Raw genomic sequence first — 12680 nt, 5'->3', positions numbered from 1 at the left:
TGTAAAATAAAAGTGTTAGCGGTACCATAACCGCTATGGGAAGGAATTCATACATTGACTAAACAAGAGCTGATTAGAGAGGCACTAAAAGCAAGGGAATTGGCATACGTTCCGTATTCAAAGTTCAAAGTCGGCGCTGCCCTCCTGACAGAGGACGGCAAGGTGTATAAAGGCTGCAATATCGAAAATGCCGCGTACAGCCTGTGCAATTGTGCCGAGAGGACGGCATTGTTCAAGGCTTATTCTGAAGGGGACAAAGCCTTCAAAATGCTTGCGGTTGCAGCAGACACGCCGCGCCCGGTATCGCCGTGCGGAGCGTGCAGGCAGGTTATAGCCGAACTGTGCTCAAAAAACATGCCCGTCATTTTGACCAATCTTAAAGGCCAAGTTGAAGAAACGACTGTTCAAGAATTACTGCCAGGAGCATTTTCATCGGAGGATTTACATGACAAAGGAAAGCTTTAAATCAGGATTCGTGTCCATAATCGGACGCCCAAATGTAGGGAAATCTACTTTTTTGAATCGCGTGATCGGCCAAAAAATTGCGATCATGAGCGATAAGCCGCAGACGACGAGAAACAAAGTGCAAGGGGTCTTGACGACTGACACCTCGCAAACCATTTTTATCGATACGCCGGGCATTCACAAGCCAAAGCACAAACTGGGCGACTTCATGATGAAGGTTGCACAGAATACCTTGAAAGAAGTCGACATGATTTTGTTCATGATTAATGCGGCGGAAGGCTACGGCAAAGGCGACGAATTTATCATCGAACGCCTGAAAGGGTTAACGACTCCGGTGTTTTTGGTCGTCAATAAAATCGATCAGATTCATCCGGATGACCTGCTTCTGCTCATTGATGAATACAGGGCCAGATACCCGTTTAAAGAGATCATTCCGATTTCCGCCCTTGAGGGAAATAATATTGATACTCTTCTAAAGCAAATCGAACATTATTTGCCGGAAGGTCCGCAGTTTTACCCGAGTGACCAGGTGACGGATCATCCAGAGCGTTTTATCATTTCTGAGCTGATTCGGGAAAAAGTGCTGCATCTGACAAGGGAAGAGATCCCTCACAGCATTGCGGTAACGATCGATTCCATTAAAGAAAGGGAAAAAGGTTCTGTATACGTGAGCGCGACGATCGTCGTTGAACGCGATTCGCAAAAAGGAATTGTCATCGGGAAAAGGGGCAGCCTGCTGAAGGAAGTCGGCAAACGGGCAAGGGCCGACATCGAAGCTTTGCTCGGCTCCTCGGTTTATTTGGAGCTTTGGGTCAAAGTCCAGAAGGATTGGCGTAACAAGATGTCTCAGCTTCGTGATTTTGGATTTAAGGAAGACGAGTATTAAAGGACCGAACTTGACCGGGGTATAGTCGTTACAAAATCTCTCGAAATCAAAGCGATATTAGTAAAAATTGTTTAACATGAAATGGAGGATGCGAGGTCAAGATAAGCTTAAGAATTTGGATGTTGAAAAAGCTAGTTATAAACAGAAAGGTGGGGCTTTTTATGCTGAATTTTACTTGGAATGTATTTTCACAAACAGGAAACGTTGATACGTACCTCCTTTTTAAAGAACTGGAAAAGGAGAACCTGGAAAGACCCGATGTACTTGAAGAAGAGCTAGCGCAACCTGACTTTCCAATTTTGTAATCTTGATTGTATCCCTCCAAATTTTTTGGATGGTGCTCATATGCTGACGAAATGTGAAGGTATCGTCCTTCGTACCAACGATTACGGTGAAACCAATAAAATATTGACAATCATGACAAGGGAACATGGGAAAATCGGCGTGCTGGCCAGGGGGGCTAAAAAGCCGAACAGCCGCTTGTCCGCCATTTCCCAGCCCTTTCTTTATGCTTCGTTTTTGTTTCGGAAATCATCCGGGCTCGGTGCGCTTGAGCAGGGCGAGATGCTCGAAAGCATGCGGAATATCCGGGAGGACCTTTTCTTAACGGCGCATGCCGCTTATATCGTCGAATTGATGGACAAAGGAACAGATGAAAAGAAACCGAACCCGTTTTTATTCGAACTGCTTCTTCAGTCGATGAGAAGGCTGAATGAAGGCACGGATCCGGACATCATCACCAACCTGATCGAAGTCAAAATGCTCGGCGTGATGGGCCTTTATCCGGAGCTTGATGAATGTGTCCACTGCAAAAGCAAAGACGGAACATTCCATTTCTCAATCCGTGACAACGGCTTCATCTGCCATCGCTGTTTCGCGAAAGACCCTTACAGGATCCCGCTGTCACCCGCTTCCGCCAGGCTCTTGAGGCTGCTTTTTTATTTTGATTTGTCAAGGCTCGGGAATGTATCGGTCAAACGGGAAACGAAGGAAGAGCTGAAGAGGGTTATCCAGCTTTACTATGACGAGTACTCGGGGATTTTTCTCAAATCGCGCCGCTTTATGGAGCAGATGGACAATATGAAAAAAATGCTCGGCAACGAAAACAAAAGTTGACAACCTCTTCATCTTTTTATAAGATCATGTCATATAGAGTACGGGCTGTGTGCCCAAATCAGTTTCAATAATGACGCTGCGTTGACGGAAAGAAGTAGTTGCGCCACCTCATGAGAGCGACTCCGGGACGGTGAAAGCCGGGGATGAGAGCGTAATGAAAGGCATTCCTTGAGCAGCTTTTAAAAAAGAGGCTTGCAGGCGATCAGGCTTGCAGCAAATAGGGTGGAACCGCGGGAGAACTCTCGTCCCTATGTTTGTCAAAAAACAAGCATAGGGACGGGAGTTTTTTTCTGCCCAGTTTTCCCTATGCCGCTTGGTGAATTTGAAAAACACGTTTGTGGAGGTGCTTCATTTGAATATTCAAGAAATGATTTTGACGCTGCAAAAGCATTGGTCTAACGAAGGCTGTGTTCTTCTGCAGTCGTATGATGTGGAAAAAGGCGCGGGGACGATGAGCCCTTATACATTTTTACGGAGCCTCGGACCGGAACCGTGGAAGGTTGCGTACGTAGAACCGTCAAGACGTCCTGCTGACGGCAGATACGGCGAGAACCCAAACAGGCTGTATCAGCACCATCAGTTCCAGGTCATCATCAAACCGTCGCCGGACAACATTCAGGAGCTGTATCTGGATTCCTTAAAGGCGCTCGGGATTGATCCGCTGGAACATGACATCAGATTTGTCGAGGACAACTGGGAAAACCCGTCGCTCGGATGTGCAGGTCTTGGCTGGGAAGTATGGCTGGATGGCATGGAAATCACCCAGTTCACCTATTTTCAGCAAGTCGGGGGGCTCGAATGCAAACCGGTTTCAGTTGAAATCACATACGGTATTGAACGGCTTGCCTCATATATTCAAGACAAAGAAAACGTATTCGATTTGGAATGGACCAAAGGCTATACGATAAGAGACTTATTCATGATGGCTGAATACGAGCATTCCGTATATACGTTTGAAACGTCTGACGTAGATATGCTGTTTGACTTGTTTGCCACATATGAAAAAGAAGCGAACCGTCAAATGGATCAAGGGCTCGTCCATCCGGCATATGACTATGTCCTGAAATGCTCGCACACCTTCAATTTGCTAGATGCAAAAGGAGCCATTTCCGTAACAGAACGGACCGGGTATATTGCGCGGGTCAGAAACCTTGCCAGAAAAGTGGCGAAAACGTATTACAACGAACGCGAAAAGCTGGGCTTTCCAATGCTGAAGGAGGAAGAGGCATCCAATGAGTAATAAAGATTTGCTGTTAGAAATCGGATTAGAAGAAATGCCGGCGCGGTTCATGCACGACAGCATGACGCAATTGGGTGAAAAAATCGAAAGCTGGCTGAAAGACAAAAACATCGCGCACGGCAATATCCGGCTTTTTAACTCGCCGAGAAGACTTGCAGTCCTTGTGGAAAACACAGCCGAAAAGCAGGATGATATAAAAGAAGAAGCCAAAGGGCCTGCCAAAAAAATCGCCATTGACGAAAACGGCGAATGGACGAAAGCCGCGATCGGCTTTTCAAGAGGGCAAGGCGCAAGTCCGGAAGATTTATACGTGAAAGACGTAAAAGGGACGGAATACGTATTCGTGCAAAAATTCCAAAAGGGACAGGACACCGTCTCGCTGCTGCCTGAGCTGCACGATTTGGTGACGAGACTGCACTTCCCGAAAAATATGCGCTGGGGCAACGAAGAGCTAAAATACATCCGGCCGATTAAATGGATTGTCGCTTTATTCGGCAGCGAGGTCGTTCCTTTTTCGGTCGCACATGTCGAAAGCGGCCGAATCTCGGAGGGGCACCGTTTCCTCGGAGAAGCGGTCGAGCTGAACGCGCCGAAAGAATACGAGGAGAAGCTGGAAAGCCAATTCGTCATCGCCGATCCACAAAAGCGCAAGCAGCTCATTACAGAGCAGCTTGACAAATTGGCTGCCGAAAAATCGTGGAACATTCCAAGAGACGAAGATTTACTCGATGAAGTCAACCATCTCGTTGAATATCCGACCGTTTTGTTCGGCTCGTTTGAAGAGGATTTTCTGGCGATTCCTGAAGAGGTTCTCGTCACAACGATGAGAGAGCATCAGCGCTATTTCCCTGTCAAAGATGAAACAGGTGCACTGCTTCCGTTCTTTGTAACGGTGCGGAACGGAAACGACCGGGCGCTGGAAAACGTTGCAAAGGGAAACGAAAAGGTGTTAAGGGCGCGCCTTTCAGATGCCGCTTTCTTCTACAAGGAAGACCAAAAATTAGACATTGAGGAAAATGTGAAAAAACTTGAGAAGATCGTCTTCCATGAAGAGCTTGGCTCACTTGGAGACAAGGTGAGACGGTCTGCGGCAATAGCCGGGCGGATCGCACAGGAAATCGGCGCTGACGATGAAACAGCGAAGCTGATCGACCGTGCGGCGCACATTTCCAAATTTGATTTGGTTACGCAGATGGTCTATGAATTCCCTGAACTTCAAGGAATCATGGGCGAAAAATACGCGCGGATGCTCGGCGAAAACGAAGAAGTCGCGCGCGCCGTTAACGAGCATTACATGCCGAGACAGGCCGGCGGCGAGACACCTTCAACTCTTGTCGGCGCCGTCGTTGCATTAGCCGACAAGCTTGACACCGTCGCTTCGTTCTTCAAAATCGGCGTGATTCCGACAGGCTCCCAGGACCCGTACGGCTTGAGAAGGCAGGCGAGCGGAATCGTCCAGATCCTGATTGACCGGAACTGGGGAATTTCGTTTGAAAAGCTGATTTCCTTTACAGAATTGAAAGAAAACAGCGAGCTGCTCGATTTCTTCAAACAGCGGCTTAAATATGTGCTGACCGGGGAAAACATCCGATACGACGTGACAGACGCCGTCCTTGAAAGCACAGAGCTTGAACCGTATTCAGCCCTTAAAAAAGCCGCCGTACTCGAAGCGCAGGCCGCAAAACCGGAATTCAAAGAAACGGCTGAGGCGCTGGCAAGGGTCATTTCGATCAGCAAAAAAAGCGAAGCTGCTGCCATTGACGCATCGCTGTTCGAAAATCCGCAAGAATCCGAGCTGTTTCAGGCATATGAAGAAACGAAACGGAAAATCGCGGACCTTTACGAAGCAAAAGATTATGAAGGAGCCTTTGACGAGCTTTCCAAGCTGAAAGCGCCGATCGAAGCTTACTTCGACCATACGATGGTTCACGCCGACGATGAAAGATTAAAAGAAAACCGCTTAGCGCAAATGGCAAATTTGGCGAAACTGATCCGGAGTTTTGCAAACATCAATGACATCATTGTAAAATAAACGGACAGATGACGGTTGCCGCATATGCGGGCAGCCGTCTTTTTGCCAAAATTTTTTCGTATTTGTCAAAATAATACTGCCTTTTTCATAGAGTTCAAATGTAATTGCTGTTATTTTTGCGCCTTTATGCGTTATAATATGTTATCGACTGTTTATACATATTGAACGAATCGTGAGCTTCAGCTTAAAGGTGGTGAGTACGATCGAACTAAATAAACGTCAGGAGCATATTTTGCAGATTGTCAAGGAGAACGGCCCGATAACCGGGGAGCATATAGCCGAAAAGCTGAATTTGACAAGGGCTACCCTCAGGCCGGATTTGGCGATATTAACGATGTCCGGTTTTTTAGAAGCGCGGCCGAGGGTCGGTTATTTTTATACGGGCAAGACAGGCACCCAGCTTTTGGCTGATAAGCTGAAAAAGCTGCAGGTGAAAGACTTTCAGTCGATTCCGGTGGTGATTCACGAAAATGTTTCCGTCTATGATGCGATCTGTACGATGTTCTTAGAAGACGTAGGAACGCTTTTTGTTGTTGATGATAACGCCATCTTAGTCGGTGTACTTTCACGCAAAGATTTGCTCAGGGCAAGCATCGGCAAACAGGAGCTCCCTTCTATACCCGTCCATATCATTATGACAAGAATGCCTAACATTACGATATGCAGGCGCGAAGATTTCATTTTGGACGTCGCCAAAACGCTCATTGAAAAACAAATTGACGCATTGCCCGTTGTAAAAGATACGGAAAAGGGCTTTGAAGTAGTGGGAAGAATCACGAAGACAAACATGACAAAAATCCTTGTCGGCTTATCTGAAAATGAAATCATGTAGAGTGAAAAACCAATGGGGGGATATCATGAATAATCGGACGATTTATGTTGTATCCGACTCTGTCGGCGAGACCGCCGAGCTGGTTGTTAAGGCGGCGGTCAGTCAATTCAACGGTTCATCTGAGCATACCAATATCAGGCGGATTCCATATGTGGAAGACCGCGGAACGATTAAGGAAGTCATTTCGCTGGCAGAAGCCGACGGCGGCATCATCTGCTTTACGCTCGTTGTGCCGGAAATCCGCGAATTCTTGATTGCTGAAGCTGAAAAAAGAAACGTAGTCTACTACGATATCATCGGCCCGCTGATCGAGAAAATGGAGTCCGTATACGGCTTTAGCGCCAAATATGAACCGGGGCGCGTCCGCCAGCTTGATGAAGATTACTTCAAAAAGGTGGAAGCGATCGAATTTGCCGTGAAGTACGACGACGGCAGGGACCCGCGGGGGATATTAAAAGCGGATATCGTCTTAATCGGCGTATCGAGGACGTCTAAAACCCCATTATCACAATATTTGGCTCACAAGCGCCTGAAGGTGGCAAACGTGCCGATCGTTCCGGAAGTCGATCCTCCGGAAGAGCTCTTTACCGTCGATCCGGCGAAATGCATCGGCTTGAAAATCAGCCCTGATAAGCTGAACCATATCCGGAAAGAGCGCCTAAAATCCCTGGGCCTCAATGACAAAGCGATATATGCCAATATCAACCGCATTAAGGAAGAACTCGAATTCTTTGAAAAAGTCGTGAACCGCATCGGCTGCAACGTCGTGGACGTATCGAATAAAGCGGTAGAAGAAACGGCTAACATTATCCATAACATGATGACAAAAAGGGTCTAAACATAAAAACTCAGGACACCCCATCCTGGGTTTTTGCTTTGGGCGTTTTGGGAAAAGTGAAAATGATAGCATCTTTGACCCATTTGTATTATAATAAAAAATTGTGATAAAATGATTAATTTTAGGTTTAAGCTTAGTACAGAACGAATAAACTATTATGGGTATCGTGTCAAGAATTTCAAGAAAAAACTTTCGACAAATTCTTTATAGATCGATTATTTTGAAACCTGTGTGATTTTGCCCGTATTTATAGCAGGAGTTTGATGGAGGGATGGAGAATTAGTCTTCTTGAAAACAAAAGGACGATTTTTGTCGATGCAGACGCATGCCCGGTAAAAGACGAGGTGCTGAAAGTGGCATCCGATTACGAAGTGGATGTTGTGTTCGTGGCTTCATTCGAACATTATCAAGTCACAAGGGAAGAAGGAGAGAATTGGAAGTACGTCGATCCGCACAAAGAAGCGGCGGATCTGTACATTGCCAATCATGTTCGCGCAGGTGATTTGGTCATTACACAGGATATCGGGCTCGCATCACTCTTGCTTGGCAAAAAGGTCTTTGTGCTGTCAGAGAGAGGATTTCGTTTCGAGGAGAAGTCCATCGATCTCGCGCTTTGCCGCCGTCACATTTCTCAAAAACTGAGAAGGAGCGGACGCTACACAAAAGGCCCGAAAAAGCTTGTCAAAGAAGACAGGGAGCGATTTGTCAGAGAGCTGCAAAAAATCTTGTCGAAAATTGAAGGATTTACGTACTAAGCAGCGAATTATGTACGACGGAGTGTTGGAACATGGGCAATCGTATACCGGATGAAATCGTAGAACAAGTTCAAAAATCGGCTGATATCGTTGAAGTGATTGGAGAGTACGTCCAGTTAAGAAAACAGGGGCGTAATTATTTTGGGCTCTGTCCATTTCACGGCGAGAATACGCCATCTTTTTCCGTTTCAGGAGAAAAACAGATCTTCCACTGTTTTGGATGCGGAGCGGGAGGAAATGTCTTTTCATTTTTAAGACAAATCGAAGGTTATTCATTTAGTGAAGCAGTGACTCATTTGGCGGACAAATATCATATTGATATGCCTGAGCATGTAACAGCCGTTTCCTCATACAGCGCGGGCAATTCAGATGAACAGAAGATGGCGGAAGCTCATGAGCTGTTAAAGAAATTTTATCATCATTTGCTGGTCAATACAAAAGAAGGCCAAAAAGCGCTCGATTATTTGCTCGAGAGAGGCATGACGATGGAAGAGATCGAGCGGTTTGAAATCGGATGCGCTCTTGATTCATGGGATTTCATAACGAAATTTTTGGAGCGAAGAGGCTTTGAAGCCGGCTTGATGGAAAAAGCAGGCCTGATCATCAGGCGTGAAAACGGAGACGGCTATTTTGACCGCTTCCGGAATCGGATTATGTTCCCGATTCATGATCACCACGGAACAACGGTCGCATTTTCGGGACGGACGTTCACCGGAGAGCATCCGAAATATATGAACAGTCCCGAAACCCCGATTTTCCGCAAAAGCAAGCTGCTGTACCATTTTCACCAGGCGCGGCTTCACATTCGGAAAGAAGAAAGGGCCGTCCTTTTTGAAGGCTTTGCCGATGTCATATCAGCCGTCGGTTCAGGCGTGAAAGAAGCGATTGCGACGATGGGAACAGCCCTTACGGAAGAGCATGCAAAGGTCATCAGGCGTAATGTCGGAGAGGTCATCCTTTGCTATGATTCGGATCAGGCCGGATACGAGGCCACGCTGAAAGCGGCCGACATGCTTCAAAAGCGGGGCTGTACCGTCAAGGTTGCGATGATTCCCGACGGCCTGGATCCCGATGACTACATCAAAAAATTCGGCGGCGAAAAATTCAAACAGGATGTAATAGGGTCCAGCGTCACGATCATGACGTTTAAAATGCACTATTTCCGCAAGGGAAAAAATCTGTCTGATGAAGGTGACCGTTTAGCCTACATCAACGATGTATTAAAGGAAGTCAGCCAGCTCAGCGGGCCTCTTGAGCAGGAGATCTATATCAAGCAGCTGGCAAATGAGTTTGCGCTCTCACTCGATTCGCTGAAAGAGCAGCTTTCCGTTTTTGAAAAAGAGTCCGCCGGCAGAAAAAGGGACGGCGGCCGTAACGAATTGCAGGAACGCCGCACTTCAGTCCCGCGGCCTCCGCGAAAAAAAACGGGGCTTCGACCGGCTCATGAAAACGCCGAGCGAATGCTGATCGCCCACATGATTCGCGACCGGGACGTCATCCGAAAGGTTTTGGACCGCGTCGGTTTTGAGTTTAACCTTGATCAGCACAGGGCGATAGCGGCTTATTTGTATGCCATGTATGAAGAAGGAGCCGACATTTCCATCCAGCAGCTCTTTAAAAGAATTGATGATCAGGAGCTGGGCCAGCTTCTTACGGATATTTTAATGCTTCAGATAAACGAGGAGCTCAGCGAAACGGAATTATCTGATTACGTAAAAAAAGTGTTGAATTACCGAAATTGGTCAATGATAAAAGAAAAAGAAGTTGCAAGGACGGAAGCCGAAAGGCAAAAGGATTTTATTAAAGCGGCGACTTTAGCTCAGGAAATTATTAAGTTAAACCGTTCGCTAAAATAAATCGTTATATAATAGGAGAGCATTTGGCAATGAATCCTTACGGAGGAGCAAATGCTTGTCCTAATCACATATTTTGTCAATTTATGATTTGCTTTCCCGTTAAGCTCTAGACAGATATAAGGCTTAAAAGCGTGAAATAGGAACAAATAAAGCGGGACGCTTTTAGAATTCGTCTGTAAGTTTTGGAAGGAGGGATCCATGAATGGCTGATAAACAAGCACACGAGACCGAAACTGAATTCACGTTTGAACAGGTAAGGGACCAATTAACAGAGGCCGGAAAAAAACGCGGTGTGCTCACATATGAAGAAATTGCAGAGCGCATGTCCAGTTTCGATATCGAATCAGACCAAATGGATGAGTATTATGAATTTTTAGGAGAGCAGGGCGTTGAATTAATTAGCGAAAACGAAGAAAATGAGGATCCTAATATTCAACAGCTGGCTAAAGCTGAAGAAGAGTTTGATCTGAATGATTTAAGCGTGCCCCCGGGCGTTAAGATAAACGACCCTGTCCGGATGTACTTAAAAGAGATCGGACGGGTTAATCTCCTGTCTGCAAAAGAAGAAATCGAATATGCCAAAAAGATTGAAGAAGGCGACGAAGATTCCAAGCGGCGCCTTGCCGAAGCAAACTTGCGGCTTGTTGTCAGCATCGCAAAACGGTACGTCGGCCGCGGCATGCTTTTCTTAGACCTGATCCAGGAAGGAAACATGGGTCTGATGAAGGCTGTTGAAAAGTTTGACTACCGCAAAGGATACAAATTCAGCACATACGCTACTTGGTGGATCAGACAGGCGATTACAAGAGCAATAGCCGACCAGGCGAGAACGATCAGGATTCCTGTTCATATGGTGGAAACCATCAACAAACTGATCCGCGTTCAAAGGCAGCTCCTTCAGGATCTCGGCCGGGAGCCAACTCCTGAAGAAATTGCAGAAGATATGGACTTGACACCTGAAAAAGTCCGCGAAATTCTTAAGATTGCCCAGGAGCCGGTTTCCCTTGAAACTCCGATAGGAGAAGAGGATGATTCACACCTCGGCGATTTCATCGAAGACCAGGAAGCGACTTCTCCGTCAGATCATGCGGCATATGAACTGTTGAAAGAACAGCTTGAAGACGTGCTTGATACGCTGACAGACCGCGAAGAAAACGTATTGCGCCTTCGTTTCGGTCTTGATGACGGACGGACTAGAACGTTAGAAGAAGTTGGTAAGGTATTTGGGGTAACAAGAGAACGAATTCGTCAAATAGAAGCCAAAGCACTTCGTAAATTGAGACATCCAAGCAGAAGCAAACGTCTGAAAGATTTTCTCGAGTAAGATGAACGGGTCCGCCGGATCCGTTCTTTTTTGGCTTTTAAAGTTATGAAAGCGCTATTATTGGTAAACTCGATTATATTTTACTTAATTTTTTTCGATTTTGCAAATCGTCAAAAATTGTTTTTCAGCCATTATAACCTTGAGGTTCTAGGAAAAGCCCTTTATAATTGTTGTTGAAACCGCATTCAAAATTTGATTTTCAACTTATGAAATAAAACATCCGGTCTTCATCGATCATTTGTCTAAAATGTGAACTTCATTGGCTTTTGTTTCAAAACCGGTTTACTTTTTGTAAAATTAAAGTAGAATTAGAATTGTTTACATAGGGGCAGGGGTAAATGAAAAAGGGGGATGTAAAATGAACCGCAATCCATTGATTCCATTTTTAGTGATCGCCATTTTGGGCATAGGTCTTGTTGTGATTTTATCGATAAAGGGTAATTACGATGCAAAAGAGATTGCCGGAGAAGGGAATAAAACCGCTGAGGAAAACAAAGCGGATGCATCGCCGGAAGAGATCTACAAGGCGAACTGCGTGACGTGCCACGGCGAAAACTATGAAGGCGTATCAGGTCCGAAATTAAAAGGAGTCGGAGACCACCTTGATCAAGGACAAATTAAAGAAAAGATTGAAAAAGGCGGAAACGGAATGCCTGCCGGACTTGTTCCTGCTGAAAAGCTGGATGATATGGCGAAATGGGTTTCCGAGATCAAGTAGCCGTTTTCCGACGGCTGTTTAGGCCATAATATGAAATGGGCAGTATATGCCAAAATCCATAAAAAAAGATTCGCAAAAGAAAGCCTGTCAAGGCCTCTGTGCGAATCTTTTTTTATGGATTCAAAGCATTCGAACACCCGATACTCGGAAGCCACGAAATTTCAATTGCTAAAAGATCTGTTATCCGATTCAGCTTTCTTCAGGAGGATCGGGTGAAAAAGCAGGTTCATTTTACTTTTGGATAGAAGGGGATATTGCAGGGAGTGGGGATTCGTCTGTATATTGCGTCTTTTTTGGGTGAAGCATATGAGTCGTGCATGCACATTGGATTACAGTAACAGCACGATTAACCAAAATTTGAATGATGTATAAAAGAGGCAAAAAGGAAAATTGAGAAAGAACAATATTGCACCTGGAGCATCAGCGATATCGTTAACTTTGTAAATTGGACGCTTGACGATTATATTGATAATATGTCTAAAGCTCAAAAAAAACTGGCAGGACACCATCAACGCCGTTAATGAGCTGGATGAATCGCTCAAATCCGAAGAGCGGCAAAACAGCTGACAAACGCATCCCGCTCGCCAAATCGCCAAAAACGGCGATTACACAAGAAGA

At 45.7% G+C, this 12680-nt stretch carries 12 protein-coding genes; all 12 read left to right on the top strand.

Translation table 11 applies throughout. The annotated features are described in order from the left end of the window. The first annotated feature begins 54 nt into the window (after positions 1 to 54). The 12 genes from NSQ39_RS12005 to cccA all read left to right on the top strand — a co-directional run bounded on the left by NSQ39_RS12005 (position 55) and on the right by cccA (position 12062). Positions 55 to 465: a cytidine deaminase gene (locus NSQ39_RS12005; RefSeq protein ID WP_046130030.1), complete on the top strand. Its 411-nt coding sequence runs from the start codon at positions 55 to 57 to the stop codon at positions 463 to 465. Beyond that, entirely contained in the window at positions 446 to 1351 is a 906-nt protein-coding gene (era, locus tag NSQ39_RS12000) for a GTPase Era (RefSeq protein ID WP_175077005.1), read from the top strand. The genes NSQ39_RS12005 and era overlap by 20 nt, the downstream gene beginning before the upstream one ends. Positions 1352 to 1512: 161 nt before the next feature. Next, positions 1513 to 1656 carry a YqzL family protein gene (locus NSQ39_RS11995; RefSeq protein ID WP_065894752.1) on the top strand — a complete coding sequence of 48 codons (144 nt, stop codon included), beginning with the start codon at positions 1513 to 1515 and terminating at the stop codon, positions 1654 to 1656. Positions 1657 to 1696: 40 nt separating this feature from the next. Further along, the gene (gene recO / locus NSQ39_RS11990; RefSeq protein ID WP_175077006.1) at positions 1697 to 2467 is read left to right on the top strand and encodes a DNA repair protein RecO; all 771 of its coding nucleotides are present in this window, start codon (positions 1697 to 1699) and stop codon (positions 2465 to 2467) included. 352 nt (positions 2468 to 2819) lie between these two features. Further along, positions 2820 to 3707 carry a glycine--tRNA ligase subunit alpha gene (glyQ, locus tag NSQ39_RS11985; RefSeq protein WP_175077007.1) on the top strand — a complete coding sequence of 296 codons (888 nt, stop codon included), beginning with the start codon at positions 2820 to 2822 and terminating at the stop codon, positions 3705 to 3707. Next, positions 3700 to 5739: a glycine--tRNA ligase subunit beta gene (gene glyS, locus NSQ39_RS11980; RefSeq protein WP_175077008.1), complete on the top strand. Its 2040-nt coding sequence runs from the start codon at positions 3700 to 3702 to the stop codon at positions 5737 to 5739. Before glyQ ends, glyS begins: the two co-directional genes overlap by 8 nt. A gap of 193 nt (positions 5740 to 5932) precedes the next feature. Beyond that, positions 5933 to 6571, top strand: a complete 639-nt coding sequence (locus NSQ39_RS11975) for a helix-turn-helix transcriptional regulator (RefSeq protein ID WP_046130046.1) — start codon at positions 5933 to 5935, stop codon at positions 6569 to 6571. Between the two features lie 25 nt (positions 6572 to 6596). Next, positions 6597 to 7409 (top strand): pyruvate, water dikinase regulatory protein, encoded by an 813-nt coding sequence (locus NSQ39_RS11970; RefSeq protein WP_046130025.1) that lies wholly within the window; start codon positions 6597 to 6599, stop codon positions 7407 to 7409. 263 nt (positions 7410 to 7672) lie between these two features. After that, a complete protein-coding gene (locus NSQ39_RS11965; RefSeq protein ID WP_046130024.1) occupies positions 7673 to 8164 on the top strand; it encodes a YaiI/YqxD family protein in 492 nt (163 codons plus the stop codon). Between the two features lie 32 nt (positions 8165 to 8196). Then, complete coding sequence (dnaG, locus tag NSQ39_RS11960; RefSeq protein ID WP_175077009.1) at positions 8197 to 10020, top strand: DNA primase; 1824 nt, start codon at positions 8197 to 8199, stop codon at positions 10018 to 10020. 202 nt (positions 10021 to 10222) lie between these two features. Further along, positions 10223 to 11344 (top strand): RNA polymerase sigma factor RpoD, encoded by a 1122-nt coding sequence (gene rpoD, locus NSQ39_RS11955; protein ID WP_046130022.1) that lies wholly within the window; start codon positions 10223 to 10225, stop codon positions 11342 to 11344. 358 nt (positions 11345 to 11702) lie between these two features. After that, positions 11703 to 12062 carry a cytochrome c550 gene (cccA, locus tag NSQ39_RS11950; RefSeq protein WP_046130021.1) on the top strand — a complete coding sequence of 120 codons (360 nt, stop codon included), beginning with the start codon at positions 11703 to 11705 and terminating at the stop codon, positions 12060 to 12062. Positions 12063 to 12680: the final 618 nt, after the last annotated feature.

Source organism: Bacillus sp. FSL W8-0848, from assembly GCF_038007805.1.
In the GTDB taxonomy this organism is placed as follows: domain Bacteria; phylum Bacillota; class Bacilli; order Bacillales; family Bacillaceae; genus Bacillus; species Bacillus glycinifermentans.
Note: the sequence above shows the minus strand (reverse complement) of the source record. Positions and strands in the feature narration are given on the sequence as shown.